The 19,374-nt window shown below is 71.1% G+C and carries 19 protein-coding genes; 3 read left to right on the plus strand and 16 right to left on the minus strand.

Going from position 1 to position 19,374, the window contains the following annotated elements:
* Positions 1–36: 36 nt before the first annotated feature.
* Positions 37–969 (minus strand): LamG-like jellyroll fold domain-containing protein, encoded by a 933-nt coding sequence (locus tag DLJ59_RS14945; RefSeq protein WP_158630836.1) that lies wholly within the window; start codon positions 967–969, stop codon positions 37–39.
* A 10-nt stretch (positions 970–979) separates the two neighbouring features.
* Positions 980–4,159 carry a LamG domain-containing protein gene (locus DLJ59_RS14950; protein ID WP_124773108.1) on the minus strand — a complete coding sequence of 1,060 codons (3,180 nt, stop codon included), beginning with the start codon at positions 4,157–4,159 and terminating at the stop codon, positions 980–982.
* Positions 4,160–4,313: 154 nt separating this feature from the next.
* Here DLJ59_RS14950 and DLJ59_RS14955 point away from each other — a divergent pair, with 154 nt between their 5' ends.
* The gene (locus DLJ59_RS14955) at positions 4,314–4,766 is read left to right on the plus strand and encodes a GNAT family N-acetyltransferase (RefSeq protein WP_124773109.1); all 453 of its coding nucleotides are present in this window, start codon (positions 4,314–4,316) and stop codon (positions 4,764–4,766) included.
* Between the two features lie 120 nt (positions 4,767–4,886).
* Here DLJ59_RS14955 and DLJ59_RS14960 read toward each other — a convergent pair whose 3' ends face one another.
* The 11 genes from DLJ59_RS14960 to DLJ59_RS15005 all read right to left on the minus strand — a co-directional run bounded on the left by DLJ59_RS14960 (position 4,887) and on the right by DLJ59_RS15005 (position 16,535).
* Entirely contained in the window at positions 4,887–5,627 is a 741-nt protein-coding gene (locus DLJ59_RS14960; protein ID WP_244236027.1) for an ABC transporter ATP-binding protein, read from the minus strand.
* The gene (locus DLJ59_RS14965) at positions 5,624–6,619 is read right to left on the minus strand and encodes an ABC transporter ATP-binding protein (RefSeq protein WP_124773110.1); all 996 of its coding nucleotides are present in this window, start codon (positions 6,617–6,619) and stop codon (positions 5,624–5,626) included. The genes DLJ59_RS14960 and DLJ59_RS14965 overlap by 4 nt, the downstream gene beginning before the upstream one ends.
* 1 nt (position 6,620) lies before the next feature.
* The gene (locus tag DLJ59_RS14970) at positions 6,621–9,329 is read right to left on the minus strand and encodes an FtsX-like permease family protein (RefSeq protein ID WP_124773111.1); all 2,709 of its coding nucleotides are present in this window, start codon (positions 9,327–9,329) and stop codon (positions 6,621–6,623) included.
* A complete protein-coding gene (locus tag DLJ59_RS14975) occupies positions 9,326–12,514 on the minus strand; it encodes an ABC transporter permease (RefSeq protein ID WP_124773112.1) in 3,189 nt (1,062 codons plus the stop codon). The genes DLJ59_RS14970 and DLJ59_RS14975 overlap by 4 nt, the downstream gene beginning before the upstream one ends.
* A gap of 116 nt (positions 12,515–12,630) precedes the next feature.
* Positions 12,631–12,795 carry a hypothetical protein gene (locus tag DLJ59_RS36610; protein ID WP_167493855.1) on the minus strand — a complete coding sequence of 55 codons (165 nt, stop codon included), beginning with the start codon at positions 12,793–12,795 and terminating at the stop codon, positions 12,631–12,633.
* Positions 12,792–13,007 (minus strand): helix-turn-helix domain-containing protein, encoded by a 216-nt coding sequence (locus DLJ59_RS14980; RefSeq protein ID WP_124773113.1) that lies wholly within the window; start codon positions 13,005–13,007, stop codon positions 12,792–12,794. The genes DLJ59_RS36610 and DLJ59_RS14980 overlap by 4 nt, the downstream gene beginning before the upstream one ends.
* On the minus strand, positions 13,007–13,486 hold the full coding sequence (locus DLJ59_RS14985; RefSeq protein WP_124773114.1) for a DUF2975 domain-containing protein: 480 nt from the start codon (positions 13,484–13,486) through the stop codon (positions 13,007–13,009). Before DLJ59_RS14985 ends, DLJ59_RS14980 begins: the two co-directional genes overlap by 1 nt.
* Positions 13,487–13,547: 61 nt before the next feature.
* The gene (locus DLJ59_RS14990) at positions 13,548–14,210 is read right to left on the minus strand and encodes a YdeI/OmpD-associated family protein (RefSeq protein WP_124773115.1); all 663 of its coding nucleotides are present in this window, start codon (positions 14,208–14,210) and stop codon (positions 13,548–13,550) included.
* Positions 14,207–14,836, minus strand: a complete 630-nt coding sequence (locus DLJ59_RS14995; protein ID WP_124773116.1) for an HIT family protein — start codon at positions 14,834–14,836, stop codon at positions 14,207–14,209. The genes DLJ59_RS14990 and DLJ59_RS14995 overlap by 4 nt, the downstream gene beginning before the upstream one ends.
* Before the next feature lie 194 nt (positions 14,837–15,030).
* Positions 15,031–16,281, minus strand: coding sequence for an HNH endonuclease signature motif containing protein (locus DLJ59_RS15000; protein ID WP_124773117.1), 1,251 nt, complete (start codon positions 16,279–16,281; stop codon positions 15,031–15,033).
* A 65-nt stretch (positions 16,282–16,346) separates the two neighbouring features.
* Entirely contained in the window at positions 16,347–16,535 is a 189-nt protein-coding gene (locus DLJ59_RS15005; RefSeq protein WP_124773118.1) for a hypothetical protein, read from the minus strand.
* Positions 16,536–16,623: 88 nt separating this feature from the next.
* Between DLJ59_RS15005 and DLJ59_RS15010 the strand changes: the two genes are divergently transcribed.
* A complete protein-coding gene (locus DLJ59_RS15010) occupies positions 16,624–16,932 on the plus strand; it encodes a hypothetical protein (RefSeq protein ID WP_244236028.1) in 309 nt (102 codons plus the stop codon).
* A gap of 13 nt (positions 16,933–16,945) precedes the next feature.
* Here DLJ59_RS15010 and ligD read toward each other — a convergent pair whose 3' ends face one another.
* Positions 16,946–17,977, minus strand: a complete 1,032-nt coding sequence (gene ligD / locus DLJ59_RS15015) for a non-homologous end-joining DNA ligase (RefSeq protein WP_124773119.1) — start codon at positions 17,975–17,977, stop codon at positions 16,946–16,948.
* A 47-nt stretch (positions 17,978–18,024) separates the two neighbouring features.
* On the opposite strand from ligD, the gene msrB reads away from it, so the two are divergent.
* On the plus strand, positions 18,025–18,429 hold the full coding sequence (msrB, locus tag DLJ59_RS15020; RefSeq protein WP_124773120.1) for a peptide-methionine (R)-S-oxide reductase MsrB: 405 nt from the start codon (positions 18,025–18,027) through the stop codon (positions 18,427–18,429).
* A 26-nt stretch (positions 18,430–18,455) separates the two neighbouring features.
* Here the strand turns inward: msrB and DLJ59_RS15025 are convergent, their stop codons facing one another.
* The gene (locus DLJ59_RS15025; protein WP_124773121.1) at positions 18,456–19,121 is read right to left on the minus strand and encodes a DUF305 domain-containing protein; all 666 of its coding nucleotides are present in this window, start codon (positions 19,119–19,121) and stop codon (positions 18,456–18,458) included.
* A gap of 63 nt (positions 19,122–19,184) precedes the next feature.
* Positions 19,185–19,374, minus strand: a 190-nt coding sequence (locus DLJ59_RS15030; protein WP_341869594.1) for a carbohydrate-binding protein, incomplete at its 5' end; no start/stop codon positions are given.

A 19,374-nucleotide genomic window follows, 5' to 3' on the forward strand; every position in this document is an offset into this window, starting at 1 on the left:
GCCTGCGGCGTCCGGCCACACCCTCACCGGAGACGGTCAGCCAGCAGCGAGATCGGCGATCCGGTCCGGATCGACGGTGGAGGTCCAGAGCCGGACATCGTCGACGACGCCGCCCAGCCGGGAGTTCCGCGTCCCGCCCACATTTCCGTTACATCCGACGAGGGTCGGGCCGCTCGCCATCCAGGGCGAGGAAGGACCATCCTGTTCGTCCTGCAGAACCCCGTCGACGTACAGGCGGACCTTGCCCTTCGCCAGGTCGTAGACGCCGGCCAGGTGGGTCCACTTGCCGAGCTCCGGGGCCTGCTGCGATTCGGCGATGTGCCAGGTAGGAGTCCCACCGGACGCGGAGGGCATCCCGAAGTGCCACCGGTCGGGCCCTGGGTTGTATCCGAAGAAGAAGCCGGGAGCGCCGGTGGCGATCTGCGTGACCACCGAGTGGTGGCCGGTCGTCTGGTCCAGCACAACCCATGCCGAAACCGTGAACGAGGCGTCGGTGCGAACCGCCGGTCCGGACGTTTCCGCGCAGGAACCCTCGGACAGTTCGAGCCCGAGCGCTCCGTCCCGGCCAAAACCCCGATCGCGCGTCCACGCGTACGGGCCGGTGATGGTCAGGTCCCGGCCGTTGCCGGACCAGTCGGTCAGGTAGGTGGGCGTGTCGCTGGCCGGACCGTCCAGGGGCCACATCCCCTCCAGCTTCACTGCCGGGTTACCGCCGTGCACCGCCGCTACCTCGCTGGCGGCGAGGGCGCCCCGCCAGACACGAATTCCGGAAACAGAGCCCGTGAGGTGGTCGCCGAGCGCACCGGCGTACAGTGCGCACCCCACAGTCATCGGCCCGTTGGCTTGCCAGGGCGTTCCGGTCCTCGTGATGGACGAGACCGGCTTCCCGTTGACGTAGAGACTCATCCGGCTCGCCACGGCGTCGTACACAGCAGTCAGGTGCGTCCATCGGCCTACGTCGTTGGTCATCGCCGTGCCGTTACCGGTCCATTGCGACGTCGAATTCTCGTCGTCGGCGGCCTTCATCATTCAGGGCCCAGTAGGGGACGCCGGCGGAGTGACGTACACCCAGGTACCAACCGCTCACACGGTTGCCATCCTGCCCCAAAAAGGTCTGGTTTCTAGTGCTGACAGCTGCCACCTTCACCCAGGCTGCAAGGCTGAAAGATTCATCGGTCCGGATCACCGGACCGGCCGTGGTGACGCACTGGGAGCCATCGAACTCCATCGCCGACTCGACCCGCCCGTACTGGTCATCGGCCCAGTGGGCGTCCTCAGGGACAGAGATGTCTGACGAGCGGCCGGTGGCCTCGACGCCACTGCCCCGCATCTTCCAGTCACCCACCAGACCGGCGGGTAGCTCCGTGGCGGCTCGTGCAATCTGGTTATCCGATAGGAGGCCCTGCCAAATGCCGACGTGGTCAACGGATCCCTGGAACGGGAACCAGGACGTGGTGGCGCCGCCTGCGCATCCCACGAGAAGCCTGCGCTGAGCGTTCCAGAGCGGGAAGGGGATAGCGCCCTCCGCGGACAGTCGACCGTCGAGGTAGAGCCTCATCACCTTGGCAACCGGGTCCACAGTTCCCGCGACGTGCTGCCATTGACCGAGTGGGGTCGACGCGGAGGCTTGGACAATCGCAAAGGAAGGTGTATCAACGTCGCCGCTCGTCAGCGCCAACTCCCAGCGGTCGTTCCCGCCATGGTACTGAAGGTAGACCGATGGTCTAGCCGATCCAGCCTGTGTGACAAGGGACCGCGTACCGGACTTGTCAGTGAGCTTCGCCCAGCCTGCGATGGTGTACTCGGAATCCGTCCGGACCGCCGGGGACGTCTCTGCGCAGCCGGTTCCGTTGAAGGTCATCGCCGCGTTTGTGTTCCCCTTCCGGTCTGGTCCGTAGCCGATCCCGGTACCGAACGTCAGGTCACCGCCCTGGCCGGAATCATCGAGTCCGTCTCCATCGAGCCGCCAGGCACCCTGGGACTGCGCCTCAGTGATCCGGCCCGTGAAGAAGTTGAAGGCAGCCCTTGCCGAGTAGTTGCCAGCGTTGTCCTGTGCCCACACATAAACGATGGTGCGGCCAGTTTCCGGGGTGAACGTGACGGACGTCGTGCCCGTAGAGGCCTTGAATGTCTGCTTGGCGTCGACACCGATGCCGTAGGCGAACTGCTTCATGCCGGACCGCGCGTCGGAGGAGGTGAAGCTGAGCGTTACTGGTTGGCCGACGGTCGGTGTCCCCGAGGTACGCGCGATGACCGGTGTCGTGGGGCCAGTACGGTCCACGCGGAGGTAACAGAGCCCGGTCCAGCCGGTGCTGTCGGTCCCGTCCGTGCCGCGTACCCGCCAGTTGTAGTTGCCCTCGGCAAGCGTGGGGGTCGTCCAGCCGCGCTCCAGGCCCGAGTTGGTCCATGCGGAGAGTTGTTCTGCGGGGCTCGTCGGCCCGTTCACGTCGAAAACGACCTTTACGGAGCCGTCGCCATCGCTGGCCTTCCCGTACAACGTCGGGGTGGCGACGTTGACCCACGGACCCGGCGATGTCGTGCTGCAGTTGCCGCCCGGAGCCGTACGGATAGCAACCGGGGACGTCGGCTTGTGCTGGTACGTCGCCTTCAACTTGACGTTGGCGGGGTCGAACTTCGCCCAGTGACCGCCGCTCTCGCTCCCCATTCGGAGCCCGAAGGTGATCGACGTGTAGTTGTTGTCCGCATGCCGCTGGACTTGGTCACCGATGCCGGAACCATTGAAGCTCATCCAGGTGGCAGAGTCGCCGCAGCTGGAGTTGGCCTTGCCAACCTTGGTCTGCAACGCTCCGCCGTGCAGCCACTTCCCGCTCATGCCGTTCCAGGTGGCGGTGTTGCTCGCCAGTGAGTTCGTCTGCCAGATGCCGATCGACTCGCCCCCGCACGCCCCTGTGTGCACCAGGTAGGCGTCCACACTGGTCGTGCCCGTCAGCCTCCGTCCCGCCAGTACCGCAGTGTCGAAGTAGAAGTGTGACCGCCAGATGTCCCCGTGGTTGTCATAGTTCGACCCCACCCGGGCCACCTCACGGGGCCATGACGTGCCTGAGGTCCACGGCACGTCCGGGTTGGAGTCGTTCACCGGCGCCCACAGATTCCACTTTTTGTCGTAGGTGGGATCGATGAAGATCGGGAAGTGATCACTGTCGAGCACTTCTGGAGCTGCGGCCACCGTCATCGCATCGTGTGCGACGCGGACTGAGACCGGAGCGATTGCCGCAGTCTCCGTCGGCCCACGGACGCTGGACCGCGCGTCAGGCGCATGATCACCGTTCGACGGAAGGAGCCCTGAACGCCGATCCCCCGACGGCACGGGCGGCGGCGCCGAGTCCCAAGCCAACGCCGGCGGAGCACCGGCGAGCACGCCGCCGGGGCCGGAGATGACGACTCCCCCGCTCCCGGCCGCCACGTCAGCGGATCCGCCCACGACGTACCGCGTCTCGCGGACTGCCGGGTTCCTGGCTGCGGCCGCGGTCTTGACTACGAGCAGGTGAGAGAACCCCGACTTCTCGGCCCGGACCACCAGATCGACATCAGGCAGGACATTGGGGTAGGTAATCGTGTCCCGGTTGATGACGCCCAACGGAAGCGCACTCGGCCAGCCAAGTGAGAAGGTGGCGCCGGCACCGGTCATGGTAGCGAACGCGCCCGCCCCGCCGGGCGAGAACACCACGTCGGCCGTCGAGGCGACCGGGCGCACGAGGCCGTCGGCCCCCACCGCCAGCATCGTGTCAATCTGCCGCCAGGACCCGTTCCGCTTGGTCCAACGTGGCTCGGCCCACGACTCCAAGGTGAAATCACCGGATGGCTGGGCGAAGACCCTGGTCGTCTCCGTTGCCGCCGCGAGCACCTCGACGGGCGTGTCACACGACTCTGCCAACGCTTGAGCGGCGCTCTCCGACTCGGCCGTCTGCGACAACCCGGCCGCACAGGATTTCGCCTGCTCGCCCGCGGCACGATCGGGCGGCCAGGCCACCTGAAGCGCGGACGCCAACAGGGCACCGGCCACAATGGACAAAAGCCACGGAGAACGAGTCGACGGCATTGCCAAACCCCCGCGAGGCAAAGTGATCAACGAATGTGCGGCACACGCTACAGAGGGTTCGGCCACGACGCCATGGGCCAGAACGATCAATACCTTCAATGAGCTTCACCGTATGGCCACCGGCATGCGTCGCAAGCCACCCCACAACGGTAAAATGCGTGCGATGCGGTGGATCGAAGGGTGGCGAATCGACAGAAATTGGGCGGCCCCTACTGACCCATTCGCATTCCCGTCACTATGAGATTCTGCCCGGGTGACCGACATGATCTACCGGGAGGCGGTCCGGGCCGACCTGCCCGCCGTCATCGCCCTGCTCGCCGACGACGTCCTGGGCAAGGCCCGCGACTTCACCGAGGTCGACGAGGCATACGAGAGGGCGTTCGCCGCCATCGACGCGGACCCGCGCAACCAACTGATCGTCGCCGAGCAAAATGGCGAACTGGTCGGCTGCCTGCAGATCACCTACATCCCCGGCCTCGGCCGGCACGGCAGCGAGCGTTCCTTGATCGAGTCGGTCCGGGTCCGCTCCGACCGGCGTGGGCAGGGGCTGGGCCGGGACCTGATGACCTGGGCGATCGACCAGGCCCGGGAGCGTGGCTGCGCGCTGGTACAGCTCACCACCGACAAGACCCGCGAGGACGCGCACCGCTTCTACCTGGGCCTCGGCTTCGTCGCCAGCCACGAGGGCATGAAGCTCGCGCTCTGACCCGACGTCGCGCCTCGTCCGTACCGACGCTGTGGAGCTGATGTCGCAAACGAGTCGCCTCTGGCGATTCGTTTACAACATCAGCTCCACAGCGAGCGCGCGGGCCGTTGTCCGGCAGGGTCAGCCGTCTACCAGGCGGCCGTCGCGCAGGGTGAGCACCCGGTCGGCGAGGTCGATCAGGGCCGGGTCGTGCGTGGCCACCAGGGCCGTCATGCCGCGGGCGTGCACCACCGCGCGCAGCAGGTCCATGATGGACCGTCCGGTCTCCGAGTCGAGCTGACCGGTGGGCTCGTCGGCGATGAGCAGGTCCGGCTCGTTGGCCAACGCGCGGGCCACCGCGACCCGCTGCTGCTGGCCACCGGAAAGCTCGTACGGGCGCTGCGCGGCGTGCCCGCCCAGGCCGACCAGCTCCAGCAGCACCGCGACGCGCTCTTCCCGCTCCGCGGCCGGCACCTGCGCCAGCCGCAACGGCACGCCCACGTTCTCGGCGGCGGAGAGGATCGGCACCAGCCCGAAGGTCTGGAACACGAAGCCGACGGTGCCCCGGCGCAGCCGCAGCAGCTCCGCCTCCCCGGCCGAGGTCACCTCGTGCCCGGCCACCACCACCTGACCGCTGTCCGGTCGGTCCAGCCCGCCGATCAGGTTCAGCAGCGTGGTCTTACCGGCCCCGGAGCGACCTCGAATGGCGACCAACTCGCCCCGCAGGGCCGTGAAGGACACGTCCCGCACGGCGTGCACGGCCTGCTCACCTCGGCCGAAGGTCCGGCTGACCCCACTGACCCGGACCACCTCGCCGGGGTGCGCAGCGGGCGCACCACCGAACCCGGTCGCGCCGGTCACCACCGTGTTCTGCCCGCTCATGCCCGCGCCCCCCGCTCGTCCGAGGCCCGGTCGCCGGGCCGTACCTGCACATGGTCCGGCTCCAGGTCGAGCCGGACCCGCTCCTTCAGCGAGAGCGCGTCGACGAACGCCGCCGGCAGCTGCATCCGACCGTTGCGGTCCAGCACCGCGTACTCCTCGCTGACCAGCTCGGTGTTGCCGTCCGCGTCGATTCGAGCGGTCCGGCGTACCTCGGAGGCGGTTCGGCCGTCACGGATCGCGACGGTCCGGCGGACCTGCGTGGCCACGGCGTGGTCGTGGGTGACGACCACGATGGTCACACCCAGTTCCGCGTTGATGGTGCGCAGCGCCGCGAAGACGTCCGCGCCGGTCGCCTCGTCCAGCTCACCGGTCGGCTCGTCGGCGAAGAGCACCTCCGGGTCGTTGGCCACCGCCACCGCCACCGCGACCCGCTGCTGCTCGCCGCCGCTGAGCTGGCCCGGCCGCCGGTTGGCGCAGTAGCCCACGCCGACCAGGTCGAGCAGTTCCCGGGCCCGCGCCCGGCGGGCCTTGGCGCTGCGCTTGCCGGCCAACTGCATCGGCAGCTCGACGTTCTCCAGCGCGTTGAGGTACGGCAGCAGGTTGCGGCCGGTCTGCTGCCAGACGAACCCGACCAGCTGCCGCCGGTAGCTCAGCCGCCGCTTGGCGGACAGGGAGAGCAGGTCGTAGTCGGCCACCCGGGCGATGCCGGCGGTCGGTGTGTCCAGGCCGGAGAGGATGTTGAGCAGGGTGGACTTGCCCGAACCGGAGGCACCGACGATCGCCACCAGCTCACCCCGGTCGATGACCAGATCGAGCCCCTGCAGGGCGACAACTTCCACCCCCTCGGTCTTGAAGATACGCACCAGGCCGTCGCAGACGATGTGTCCGCGTAGGCGGTCCTGCCCGCCGGCCCGCTCGGCGGCGCGAAGCGCTGCCCGCTGTTGCAGGACGGCCAGGTCAGGCACCAGTGGAGTCTGGGCGGTAGCGGTCATCTCAGCTCTCCTCTCCGAGCCGAAGCACCTCTCCGAGGCGCAACCGGCGGTTGTTCAGGGCCTCGACGGCGACCGCGAAGCCGAGGGCGACCGCCCCGAGCGCGAGCACCGCGGCGATCAGGCTGGGCTCGAAAGCAACCCGGACCGGCACGCCACTGGTGAACGCGGACAGGCCGAGCACCGGGTTGAGCAACAGGGGCAGGACCGCGCCGACGAGCGCGCCGGTCAGCACCGACACCGCGACCAGCGGGGTCAACTCGACCAGCAGCAGCCCTCGCCACTGCCGGCGGGACAGGCCGAGGGTACGCAGCCGGGACAGCACCTGACCCCGGGAGCGCGCGCCGGCCAGCACGGTGAACGCGATGGCCAACAGTCCGAGCAGGGTGCCGCCGACGGCGCCGCCCACGAAACCGAAGGCCAACACCCCGTTCGCCCCGCCCTCGCGAAGATCACGGCGGACGTCTGCCCGGGTGTCGACGGTGACCCCGAGCAGCCGTTCCCGACCGGTGACCGTGCCGTCGCGCTGGTAGCGCTCCTGCCCCTGGTCGCCGGCGACGCGGAGCGTCTCCGCGTTCAGCGAGTCCCCGGCGATCAGCAGGGTGGTCGGCACGGGTGTGGTGGTACGCGTCGGCAGGGCCTGCCAGGGCAGGATCACGAACCGGTTGACGTTCGCCTCCAGCAGCGGGAAACGGTCCTCGGTGCCGGCGACCCGGAACTCGTACCGCTCGCCCTGCACCAGGATGAAGGCGGAGTCGGTCATCCCGGCCTTCGCCAGGTCGGCGGCGATCGCCGGTGAGACGATCGCCGGCAGCGGCCCCGGGCCGGGCAGGGCGGTGCGCAGCGCGGCCGGAACCGACAGGTCCACCTGGGACTGGCGGGCCACCAGGTCCAGCCCCGAGCCGTCGACCACCAGCACGTCCGTCTGCCCGACGAAGGCATCGGTGCCGAGCTGGTCGGCCGCCAGCCGCTCATCGTCCTCGTACAGCACCCGTGTGACGGCTCGGACTCCCGGCAGACGGCCCAGCTCGTCGATGGTGTCGGGTGCGAAGCGCTCCCCGCGGATCACCGCGTCGGCGGGCACGATCTGCGCGGCGGCGCGTTCCCGGCTCGCGTCGACGCCGGCGGCCACGACCGCGCAGAACGCCGCGGTGCCGATCGCCAGCACCACCACGACCAGCGGGGCGGCGACCGCCGCGCGGCCGGCGCGGGCCGTGCCGAGGAACGCCACGCTGCCCCGGGTACGCGCGGCCAGCCGACTGACCAGCAGCAACGGCCAGGGGTACGCCCGCAGCGCCAGCACCGCCGCGGCGACCGCGAGGAGCACGGGCACCGACACGAGGAGCGGGTCCACCTCGCCGAGGGTCAGGCCACGCCGGCGCAGCAGCACCGCGGCGAGCCCGGCCAGGAGCAGCAGGGAGACCTCGACGGTGAGCCGACGGGCCGACGGGCGCATCCGGATCAGGTCCCGGCGCTCCGCTCCGCCGGCCGGAGCGGCCAGCGTCGCCAACGGCAGTGCGAGCGTGACCAGCACGGTCACCGCGATGATGTACGGCATTGTCGAATCCGGGGAACCGGGGACCAGGGTGCCCAGCCACCAGCCCAGCACCGCGGCGACCGGCACCACCAGCACCGACTCGGCGAGGCTACGCCGGGCGCCGGCGGTGGCCCCGGCCCCACGGGCACGCAGCAGCACGAACTCCGAGCGACGCCGCCGGGTGGCGAGACTGGCCGCGAGCACGATGAGCCCCGCCAGGGTGGCCAGTACGCCGGCCGCGATCACCGCGAGCAGGGTCCGGACCGCCTCGATCTGGGCGGCGAACGCGCGCAACGGCACGTCGACGCCCTGGGTCAGGGTGAGGTCCGACGGCTGGTTGCGCTGCATCACCTGCAGGCCGTCGACCAGTTGGTCCAGCTTGCGGGCGTCGACCCGGTCGACGTCCAGGCGGTACCGCCAGTTGGACTGGATCGGCCAGCCCTCCACGGCCCGCTTGTTGAGGGCCGACTGCGCGACGACACCGACGGCGACGAGCGGCTGGCCGTCCCCGACCGGTTCGATGACCTGCAGCAGCTGTGGCAGCGTGTTCCAGATGCCATTCTGGCGGTCGACGGGGCGGAACAGCCCGGACACCAGCAGCGGGTCACCGCCGAGGAGGTTGCCGTCCTCATCGGTCTTACCGACGCGCAGTTGACTGCCGGCGCGCAGGTTGAGCTTGCGGGCCACGTCGACGTCGAGCGCCACCTCGATCGGCCGGTCGGGAATGTACGTCTCGTTCGGCCACGCCCCCTCGACGAGGGTGCTCGCGTCGTGAATGTCCGGCATGGCTCGTAGGCTCACGTCGAGCAGCAGCTTGCGGGCCGCCAGGTCCGGCCCGACCACCCGGGCCGCCTGGGTCTCGACGCTGTACCACCGCTCGGTCACCGCCGAGCGCACCTCCGGCGGCATCGCCGTGGCCAGGGCGTCGAACCGCTCCGCGGCGTTACCCATCGCCGTCCGCTGCGACGTCGCGGGCGCCATCATGCTGGTGTACGAGATGTCCCGGCGTTCAGCCGGCTCGCTGTTGAGTTGCGCCCGCAACCCCTGCTCGGCGAGCCGGTTGACCAGCCGGGGCACTCCACTGATCAGCAGCGTGACCACCAGGGTCAGCACCGCCAGCAGCAGGAACTGCCCCCCGTACGCCCGGACCCGCCGGACGGCTGCCCCGACGCTCATCGTTCTCCCCCGATTCGCAGCTGCGCCGCCGCCACCCGCTGACGGATGCCGGTGGCGATGAACGCGCTGAAGGCGAGCGCCGCCAGCAGCAGACCGACCGCGGTCAGGCCGATTGGCGCCCACGGCAGCGCGAACGCCGCCGCAGGGACCGGCCGGCCAGCGGCCGGGGTGAGGATGACCAGTGGGGCCATCGTCGCGCCGACCGCGGTGCCGAGTAGCAGCCCGACGCCCACGCCGATGCCGGCGAGGAACGTCTGTTCGGCCAGCAGCGCCCGGGCCATCAGCCGGGGCGTCGCGCCGAGGGTGTACAGGACCGCGAACTCGCCGAGCCGACGCCGGGCGGTGGCCCACACGTCCACCATCAGGCCGACGATGGCGAGCAGCACCGCGCCGAGCGCGGCGACGAGCATTCCGGTACGCGAGCCGCGCCAGTACGGGTCGTCGGCGGCCGCCTCGACCGCCGCTTCCCGGTCGAGCACGGTGACGCCCGGGAGTTCGCTGACCGCCTGGGCGGCGGCCGTCGTGTCATTGGTGCTGACCCACCATTCCGGCACGGGTCGCACCGCCCCGTCGGCACGGATCAGCGCGTCGACCGCTGCGGGCAGGTCCAGCAGCACGCCGGCCCCGGTGGTGGTCGGCACGGCGCTCAGCTCACCGACCAGGTGCACCGGCAGCGTCGCCCCGGCGAGCGTGAGGTCGACGGTGTCGCCGACCTGCAGGCTCAGCGCCTCACGTACCTGGGGGGTCATCAGCACCGGTGCGGTCGTGGTCGTGGTCGTTGCCGGTACGACAAAGAACCGGGTCGAGGGCTGGTCGATGCGCTCCCCTCCCGGCGAGAGCTCCACCGGGCGGTTGGCGACGATCCCGCTGGCGCTCGACTGCACTGCCGCGCGCGGTCCCTTGGGCCAGATCGCCGACCACTGACCGGTGAGGTCGGCCGGGTGGGCCTTGCCGGCCGCGTCGGTCAGCTTCATGTCGGTCACCTGGAGCCCGTACGAGTCGCCGGCCGCGTTCCCGCCGTCGGCTTCGAACCCGGCCAACCGCAGTCGCGCTTCACCCACGTCCGGTAGCTGGACCGTGAAGCGGGTCGCCCGCCCGTCGCTCGGGGCCTCGACCGCCGGCAGCCGGAAGGCGAGGCCATCCTCGCTGGTGACCAGCAACGTCACTGCGATCCGGTGTGGTTCGAGGGAACGTTGCACGGGCGTACGGACGGTTCCGGTGATCGTGCGGGTGCCCTCGGGTAGCTCGACGCCCCCGAGGGCTCCCCGCGCCTCGACCATCCGCTGGTACTGCTCGGAGGCCGACCCGTCGGCGAGGCGGTCGGCGAGGTGGACGACACCGGCGGCGCTGGCCGGGTCGACACCGATCACGGTCACCGGCAGGCTCTGCCGGCCGACCCGTACGTCGTCGCGCCACGCCGGCAGCGCCCGGGCGACACCCGGCAGCGCGGCGAGTTGACCGGCCCGGTCTGGCGGGGCGACGCCGGCGCGTTCGGTGACCCGGAGGTCGGCGCCGACAGTGTGTCCGGCCTGCTCGGCCTGGGACCGCTCGCCGGTGCTGATCAATGACCAGGCCAGGGTGCTGCCGCCGACGGCGAGGGCGAGCAGCAGGACCGGACCGGCGTGGGGACGCCGGCCGGCCTGCCACATGCCGAACATGGTGGCGGTCCAGGGACGACGGTCGACGAACCGCTCCGCGAACCGGGTGAGCGGCGGGAGCACCCGCAGCGCCAGGACGGCACCCGCCAGCACGCCGAGCGTGGGGGCGGCGATCAGCAGCGGGTCGAGACCGAGCCGGCCGCCTGAGCCGGCCAGTGGGGAGGCGTAGCGGCGTAGCTGCACCCAGGCGAGCACGGCGAGCGCCACGAGCACCAGGTCGACGCTGGCGCGTTGGGCGCTCGCGGCCCGGTTCGGCCGGGATCGGGCCGCCATGTCCGCGACGTACGTCCCGGCGCCGCGCAGCGTCGGAAGGACCATGGCGACGAGGCAGCCGGCGGCCGTGGCCGCTGCCGCCGCCCAGATCAGGGTGGTGTTGCCGCCGGCGGTGGAGACGTCGTCCGACCCGCCGGGTCGGATGTACCGCAGAGCCTCACCGGCGATCAGCGGGCCGAGCACGGCGGCCGGGGCGACCACCAGGGTCGCCTCCCGGGCGGCCAGGCCGGCCAACTGCCGACGGGCGGCGCCGCGGGCGCGCAGCAGCGCGGTCTGTGGACGGCGGTCCTCGTGCAGCAGCGCGGCGACCAGCACCAGCGCGTACCCGCCGAGCACCAGGATGAGCAGCAGCGGGGTGGCCAGCGACGAGCGACCCACCAGGTCGGCGCGGGCGATCCGGTCCAACAGCTGCGCCATCTTCGTCACCGCCTGCCCGGAGCTGCCCAGTTGGGCGGCTTCGGGTACGGCCGACAGCGCCTCGGTGAGGGCTTTCCGAACGGCGGGCAGGTCGGCGACGTCGACGCCACCGAGGTCGGGTTGGGCCAGCCAGGACGCCGACACCGAACCCGGGAAGGTGGCCGCGAAGTCCGCCGGGTCGAGCGTGAACGGGCCGTACGAGGTGCCGGAGACGGCACTGCCCGCCCCCACGCCGGGTGCCAGCAGCCAGTACGCGTCCGCCGGGTCGCGGGGGCGCCAGGTGCCGGCGAGCACCAGCTCTCCCCGTCGTTCGGTGGCCCGGTCACGCACCGGGACGCGTTCGCCGACGGTCAGGCCGAGGGCGCCGGCGACCCGCTCGGGCAGGCTCACCTGGATGGGGTTGGCTCCGGGTTGGGGCCAGGCTCCGCTGGTCAGCTCGGCGTGGTTGGCGAGATCGTCGAGGGTGGCCAGGCTCGCGAAGACCGGGTCATCGGCCGTACGCGGGATCTGCCCGAGGTCGCCGGTCAGCTCCCGTCCGGTGCCGTAACGGGCGGCGGTGACACTGACCGGGACGCCACCGAGCCCGGTGGCGAGCTCTGCCCGGACCGCCTTGTCCCGGGTTGCGAACTCGGCCGCGTCCCGCCCAGCCGAGCCGCTGACCAGAAGGCCACGCTCCTCGGCGGGCGAGGCCGCGACCAGAGCCCGCTGCCCGGCGTCGACCGCCCGACGGTTGTAGTCGGACAGCCCAGTGACCAACGCGACGGCGACGAGGGCAGCGATCACCGCCGCCATCAGCAACCCGCGCGCCTCGCGGGCCCGCCTCCACACCAGCTTCATCCGACGCCTCCCCTGGCCCTGGCGGGCCGACGACCATCAAGACAGGCCACCCACCGGGAAAGGTTCGCGCCCGTTACATGATCGTTACTACGAGAAGGTCGGCCGAAGCCGGGCGGCTAGGTGCCGCGTCGAAGGTTGCGGATGCCGAACACCACCGCGCCGATCACCAGCAGGACGCCGATGAGCTGCAAACCCGGGGAGTCGTCGGCCCCGCCGAGCACGACGGCGGCGATGCCGAGAGCGACCCCGAGGATGGTGAGAACGATCAGGACGTACCTCACGGGGTTTCCTCCTCGATCCACTCCAGCAGGTCCCCGGGCTGGCAGTCGAGCACTCGGCACATCGCTTCGAGGGTGCTGAAGCGGACCGCCTTGGCGCGGCCGTTCTTCAACACCGCCACGTTGGCTGGGGTGAGGCCGACCCGCTCGGCGAACTCACCGACGCTCATCTTGCGTTTGGCCAACTCCACGTCGATGCGGACGACGATGGGCATCAGATCACCGCTTCCATGTCGGTACGCAGCGTGGTGGCCTGCCGCAACAGCGCCCGCATCACCACCATGAGGAGCCCCAGCACTGTGACGCCCACCGTCAGGAGGAACAGCAGGAGGGGCAGTCCCGGGTCGTCCGCGTTGAAGCCGACCCAGAGGAAGACGCCCACCAGCACCACCCACGCGGCGGCGATGGCCCAGACGATGGCGTCCACCCACTTGAGGGACGCCTCGGTGAAGATGCGGTCACTCTTGACCAGGCTGAGCAACTGCCACGTCGCGACGATGACCACCTGTACGCAGAGCACCCAGAACACCGTCACGGCGGTCGCCGGCCAGCGCAGGTGGGCGTCCTGCGGCGATTGCTGGGCCATGTACGCGAACTGGCCGGGCAGCGAGAGGGTCTGGAACACGACCAGCACCCCGAACAGCACCACGAGAAAGACTCTGAGAGCGGCAACCGCTCGATGCTCTGTAACCATGCATCGAGTTTCGCTCGTTACCTATCGAAAGTCAATCGGTTGCCGGGTGGTTGGCGCTGGCTCACGGCAGCGTCGGCCCCGCCGTCTGCGGCCCTGCCCTCTGCGGCCCTGCCTTCTCGGGCCCTGCCTTCTCGGGCCTCGCCTTCTGGGGATAGAACGTCTCGTGCCGGGCCAGCATGGCGACGAAGTCGACGATCTTGCGCTCGCGGGTCTGCGCCCGCTTGACGGCGTTGAGCCGGTGGATGAGAGCGAACCGGTTGGCCTTGGTGAGCACCTCGAACATCGCCTGGGCGGCGGGCTCGGCGGCGATGGCGGCGAGAAGGTCGGCCGGCACCTCGGCCTCCGACGGCGGGGCGTACGCGGCCGCCCACCGCCCGTCCGCCTTCGCCGCCTCCACCGCGGCAAGACCCGCAGGCAGCATCCGCCCCTGCTCCTCCAGCCGGGCCACGTTCGCCACGTTGCGCTGCGACCAGGAACTGCGGGACCGACGCGGGGTGAACCGGATCCAGGACGACCCCTCGTCCCGTTTGCGGGCCTGCCCGTCGATCCAGCCAAAGCACAGGCCCTCGTCGACCGCCTGCTGCCAGGTCAACGTCGTGACCGTGCCGCCCTTCTTGGTCAGGGCGAGCCAGACACCGGGGGATGTGGCGTGGTTGGCCGACAGCCACTCGCGCAGGGCGTCGGCATCCGCGACGATCAACTCGTCCAGCTCGGCGCTCGTCATGCCGGCAAACTATCCCCCGGGTCCGACAGGCGGTGACCTCCGTGAGACTTGACCAACGCGTCCGCCACGATGTCGGCGTCGGCGTCGGCCACGTCCGCCGGGTATTCCGGCAGCAGGTCGTCCCAGGGGACCAGCCACGACCCGAACAACTGGGCCTGCCCCTCGGGCCGAGCGAAGAACCAGATGTGCAGGTGGGCCCCGCCATCTCCGAAGCGGTAGACGTGGGCCCGTGAGATGTGCGGCAGCGCCTGGATGTGCCGAACGATCCGAGTGCTCAGCAGCCCGAGTTCGGCAGCCAGCTCGTCGGGGAGATCCGCCATGTCGTGGTGTTCGCGCGGCAACAGCATGAGCACCAGCGGGACACCCACACCTTTGATCCGGATCAACCGCCAACGCTCGTTGAACCAGATCCCCTCGTCCCGCTTGCGGCAGGCGTCGCAGTCGGACGGGTCCTCACCGTGCCGCGCCGGCTCCGGGAGCACCGGCGGTCGCAGCGGCGTCACTCGAAGCCCGTCCGGCTCGAACGGGCTGATCTCCCAGCCGGTCATACGCGCCAGGGGAAGGCGGCGCTCGTCGTCCGCGGCGGCGACCGCGTGGTCGTAGAACTCGTCCGGTCGCATGGCCATGCGGCACAGACTAGTACGACAAGATCCACATTGGCACGACGAGATTCACCGGGCGCGGTGAGGTCCTCTCGGCGCGGTGAGGTCCACTTGGCACGACGGCAGGTCGTCGCCCAGCGGCAGGCCGCCGAAGGTCCGCCCCCCAGCCGCCTGGTGGATGCCGAGCGGCCCGGTTCGTCGGTCGTAAGGCGAGCGGCTTACGTTCGTCGGTGGTAATGGTTGCGGCGCGGGACCTGCTCGGGATCGAGCCAGGCCGGCGGCACGAACTCTGGATGGCCGTCGTCGCCCAGCCGGACCACCCACTCGGTCTGGTGGATGTGCCGGTGGTGGTGGCCGCAGAGCAGCACCGCGTTGTCGAGGCTGGTCGGGCCCCCGTCGGCCCAGTGCCGGATGTGGTGTGCGGCGCACCAGCGCGGTGGGCGGTCGCAGCCCGGGAATGCACACCCGCCGTCGCGCAGCACCAGCGCCCGACGCAGTGGGCCGGTGACGAGGCGACGCTGTCGGCCCACGTCGAGCACCTGCCCGGCGCCGCCGAGCACAGCGGGCAGGATGGCCGCGTCACACGCCAGTCGGCGCACCGTGTCGGGGGCGAGCCGCAGGCCGACATCGAGGGTGCCGGCGCCCAACTGCCGCACCAGCCCGTCGTAGTCGACGGTGACGACGAGCTGCGCCGGCTCGCCGCCGTTCTCGGGCAGCTCGCTGGTGCGCAGCGCCAGCCGACACACGTCCGCGAGGGCATCGTGGCGGCGCTGCCCGGCACAGCGGGGGTCGTCCGGCCCGGAGGGTGCGCTCAGCGGGTCGATGACGGCACGCAACAGTGCCGCAGCCTCCGCGTCGAGGGTGCCGCTGAGCCGTAGCCGCCCGCCGGCCTGTTCGGAGATGGTGACGTGTCGGTCGCGGGTGGCTCGGGCGGCCTCGGCGGCCAGTGCCGCCGAGGCGGCAGCGTCGGCGAGGTCGGGGGCCACGTGGTCGAGGATGCGGGTGCCGAGTTTGCGCAGCAGGGTGGGGTCGAACTGCCCGGCCCACTCGACCAGCACACCGACGGCCTTGTCGGCCACCTCGGCCCCGGCCGAGGCCGACACCGTGGCGGTCGTGTCGGCGATGACCCGGGCCTGCTCCACGCTGACCGCCCCGCTCGCCAGGGCGTCGCGCACGGCGGGCGGGGCTTCGTCGAGCGAGCCGGCGAGGCCGACCAGCCGACGGGCGGCGGAAACATCGAGTCGCAGGCGGTGGCGCAACCACACCGCCGTCGAGGAGGCGCCCTGCGCGAGCGCGGTGCCCCGACCGTCCAACTCGCGGACCGCGGCCAACTGCACCGCCGCCAGCCGCTGCTGAAGCCGGTGGGTGGCGTCGAGCGCCGCGATCAGATCACGCTCGGAGAGAGCCCAGACGGCGGCGTCGGCGCAGGTCGCCACCGCACTCTCCGCCCGCGCCAACTCATCGATCACGAGCAAACCCTAGAACAGGCGTACGACAATCCCCGTCGCGCCGGACCACCCGTTCGCGGGCTTCGTCACCCCTCGGCCAACTCCGGCCGGTGCTCCCGAATCCACGCCACCACGTCCGACCTCCGCCAGACCTTTCCCATCGCCAGCACGGCGACCGGTTCCGGGAAGTTCCGTTGATTGGCGATCACGGACGCACGCTGCCGGGACACGTTCCCCAGCATCTCCCGAATCTCCGACACCCCGACGAGGTCCACACATTGACGATGACAGCGGCGCAGTCGTCAGACTCCGACAACTACGCAGTACGTTGACAGAGACAACGGATGAAGTCACGATTGACGGATGACTACGCCGGAGGCCTCCCCCAGCCGCAACCACCCGCCCCTGAGCGGCCTGCACCCGGTGCACCAGCACCTGCCGCGCCGGCCTTCGTGGCTGTGCCGGGTGTGCGCCGCCACCTGGCCGTGCGGACTGGCCCGGATGTTGCTGCGGGTGGAGTACGGGGCCGACCGGGTCGCGCTGTCGGTCTACCTGGCGAGTCAACTGTTCGACGCGACGGCCGACCTGCTGAAGCTCAATCCCGAGCCGGCACCCGACCCACGGGAGCTGTTCGACAGGTTCCTGGCCTGGACAGCTCAGCCACGTTTGTGACGCAGCGGGTCGGTCAGGGGCTGTCGGGGGTGCGCTTGGCGCGGCTGGGCTGCACGCGCTTGGGCTCGCCGGGCATCTTCGGGTGGTCCGGCGGGTACGGCAGGTCGCCCTGGCCGGCGGCGGCGTCGCGCTCGGCCCACTCCAGCAGCGGGGTGATGTCCCACGGTGCGTCGTCGATGCCGGCGTGCGGATCACCGCGCTCGGCGAGCCGGGCCGGGACGGTGCGCAGGTCGAAATCGTCCGGGTCGACGTCGGGTAGTTCGTCCCAGGTGACCGGGGTCGAGACGGTGGCCCGCGCGTTGGCCCGCAGCGAGTACGCGCAGGCGATCGTCCGGTCGCGGGCCATCTGGTTGAAGTCGACGAAGACGCGGGTGCCGCGCTCCTCCTTCCACCAGGCGGTGGTGACCAGGTCGGGGTTGCGGCGCTCCACCTCCCGAGCCAGCGCGATGGTGGCCCGGCGCACCTCGGTGAACGTCCAGCGGGGTTGGATGCGCAGGTAGACGTGCACGCCCCGGCCGCCGGAGGTTTTCGGCCAACCGGTCGCGCCCAGCTCGTCGAGGAGCGCGCGGACCTCGCCGGCGGCCCGCGCCGCGTCGGCGAAGTCGGTGCCGGGCTGCGGGTCCAGGTCGATGCGCAGCTCGTCGGGGCGGTCGACGTCGGCGGCCCGCACCGGCCACGGGTGGAAGACGATGGTGCCCATCTGCGCTGCCCAGGCCACGTGCGCCAGATCGGCCGGGCAGAGCTCCGCCGCGCTCCGACCGCTCGGGAAGGTGATCTGCGCGGTCGTCACCCAGGGCGGCACCCCTCGGGTGGGCACCCGCTTCTGGAAGAACGCCTCGCCCTCGACGCCCTCGGGGAAGCGTTGCAGGGTGGTTGGCCGGTCCCGCAGGGCGCGCATGATCCCGTCGCCGACGGCGAGGTAGTAGTGGAAGACGTCCGCCTTGGTGAACCCCCGCTGCGGGAAGATCACCCGGTCCGGACTGCTCAGCCGTACGCTGTGCCCGGCCACCTCGACCTCGGTGACCGCTGCCTTGGTGCCCGCCATCTCGCGACCATATGCCACGCCCCCGACGTTCGACGTACCGTTGACGGGTGAGTCTTGACGACAACGAGCTGCCCCGTACCGACGAAGAGTGGCGGGTCCGACTGACCCCCGAGGAGTTCCACGTCCTTCGGGAGGCCGGCACCGAACGCCCGTGGACCGGCGAGTACGTGGACACGAAGACCCAGGGGGTCTACCACTGCCGCGCCTGCGGGCTGGAGGTGTTCTCCAGCGACACCAAGTTCGACTCGCACTGCGGCTGGCCGAGCTTCGACGACGCCATCCCGGGCCGGGTCAAGGAGATCGAGGACCGCAGCCTCGGCATGGCCCGTACGGAGATCCGCTGCGCCCGCTGCGACAGTCACCTCGGGCACGTCTTCCACGGCGAGGGCTTCACCCCGAAGGACACCCGGCACTGCGTCAACTCGGTCTCCATCAAGCTGGAACCCCGCTGACCAGGGCAACCACGGCATGACGGCGCTCAGGGCGTACCCCTGAGCAGCTCGACCTCGGCGGTGCGGGACTGCTCGATGCGCCGGGCCAGGTCGCGGACGCGGTCGTTGCGGCCGACGCCGACGTGGGATCGGGCCAGGTCGGCGGCCGATCGCTGGTGGTCGGCGAGCACCTCGCGCAACACCCGGTCGACGTCCGCGTCCGGCGCGGTCCGCAGCCGGTCGAGCGCGGCGTCGTCGCCGTGCCCGTCGTGGTGGTGTGCGGCCGCGCTGGCGCCCGGCCCGGTCGTGGGCAACCAGCCGCGCATCGCGGCCAGCTCATCGGCCTCGGTCGCCTCGACGGCGGCGGCCAGGGTGCGCAGCGCGTCGTCGCGCACCCGGTCCCGGACCAGCCGGACGATCTGCAGGGTGCGTTCGCTGTGCCCGACCATGGTGCTCAGGAACACCACGTCGATCCCGCTCATCGCATCCGCCCCGACCGCGGACCCGACGCCCGTGGACCCGACGCCCGTGGACCCGACGCCCGCGGACCCGGCCGCGACCGAGCCGGCCGGGGACGCGGGGGCCGGTTGCGGCAGGGCCGACGGGCTCGCCGTGGGCGGTCCGGCGCAGGCGCCGGTGAGCAGCGACCCGGCGCAGGCTCCGCTGAGCAGCAGAGCGCTGACGAGGGACGACAGCGGGGTACGACGGGGCATGCCGGTTGCTCCGTTCACGCGAGGGCGGCGACACGGGTGCGACCGGTGGCCGCACCCGTGCGGTCAGACCTGGAGCCAGAGCGCCGGTACGTTCGGCGGCTCCCAGCCCGGGATCGCGGTGTGCGCCTGCCGGCAGCGGTACGTCGCTCCGCCGTAGGTGACTTGGTCGCCGACCTGGTACGCCCGGCCGGCCGCCCAGGTGCCGCCCTGCGCGGGCGGGGTGGTCGGCGTGGTGGTCGGGGTGGGCCGTGGG

This window comes from Micromonospora inaquosa, assembly GCF_003857055.1.
Lineage (GTDB): Bacteria > Actinomycetota > Actinomycetes > Mycobacteriales > Micromonosporaceae > Micromonospora > Micromonospora inaquosa.

Excerpts from the sequence above, each read along its gene's own strand:
- DLJ59_RS14945 (WP_158630836.1), bottom strand. The coding sequence starts at position 969 with ATGACCAACGACGTAGGCCGATGGACGCACCTGACTGCTGTGTACGAC.
- DLJ59_RS14960 (WP_244236027.1), bottom strand. The coding sequence starts at position 5,627 with ATGAGCGGGCAGAACACGGTGGTGACCGGCGCGACCGGGTTCGGTGGT.
- DLJ59_RS14965 (WP_124773110.1), bottom strand. The coding sequence starts at position 6,619 with ATGACCGCTACCGCCCAGACTCCACTGGTGCCTGACCTGGCCGTCCTG.
- DLJ59_RS14970 (WP_124773111.1), bottom strand. The coding sequence starts at position 9,329 with ATGAGCGTCGGGGCAGCCGTCCGGCGGGTCCGGGCGTACGGGGGGCAG.
- DLJ59_RS14975 (WP_124773112.1), bottom strand. The coding sequence starts at position 12,514 with ATGAAGCTGGTGTGGAGGCGGGCCCGCGAGGCGCGCGGGTTGCTGATG.
- DLJ59_RS14980 (WP_124773113.1), bottom strand. The coding sequence starts at position 13,007 with ATGCCCATCGTCGTCCGCATCGACGTGGAGTTGGCCAAACGCAAGATG.
- DLJ59_RS14985 (WP_124773114.1), bottom strand. The coding sequence starts at position 13,486 with ATGGTTACAGAGCATCGAGCGGTTGCCGCTCTCAGAGTCTTTCTCGTG.
- DLJ59_RS14990 (WP_124773115.1), bottom strand. The coding sequence starts at position 14,210 with ATGACGAGCGCCGAGCTGGACGAGTTGATCGTCGCGGATGCCGACGCC.
- DLJ59_RS14995 (WP_124773116.1), bottom strand. The coding sequence starts at position 14,836 with ATGGCCATGCGACCGGACGAGTTCTACGACCACGCGGTCGCCGCCGCG.
- DLJ59_RS15010 (WP_244236028.1), top strand. The coding sequence starts at position 16,624 with ATGACTACGCCGGAGGCCTCCCCCAGCCGCAACCACCCGCCCCTGAGC.
- ligD (WP_124773119.1), bottom strand. The coding sequence starts at position 17,977 with ATGGCGGGCACCAAGGCAGCGGTCACCGAGGTCGAGGTGGCCGGGCAC.
- DLJ59_RS15025 (WP_124773121.1), bottom strand. The coding sequence starts at position 19,121 with ATGCCCCGTCGTACCCCGCTGTCGTCCCTCGTCAGCGCTCTGCTGCTC.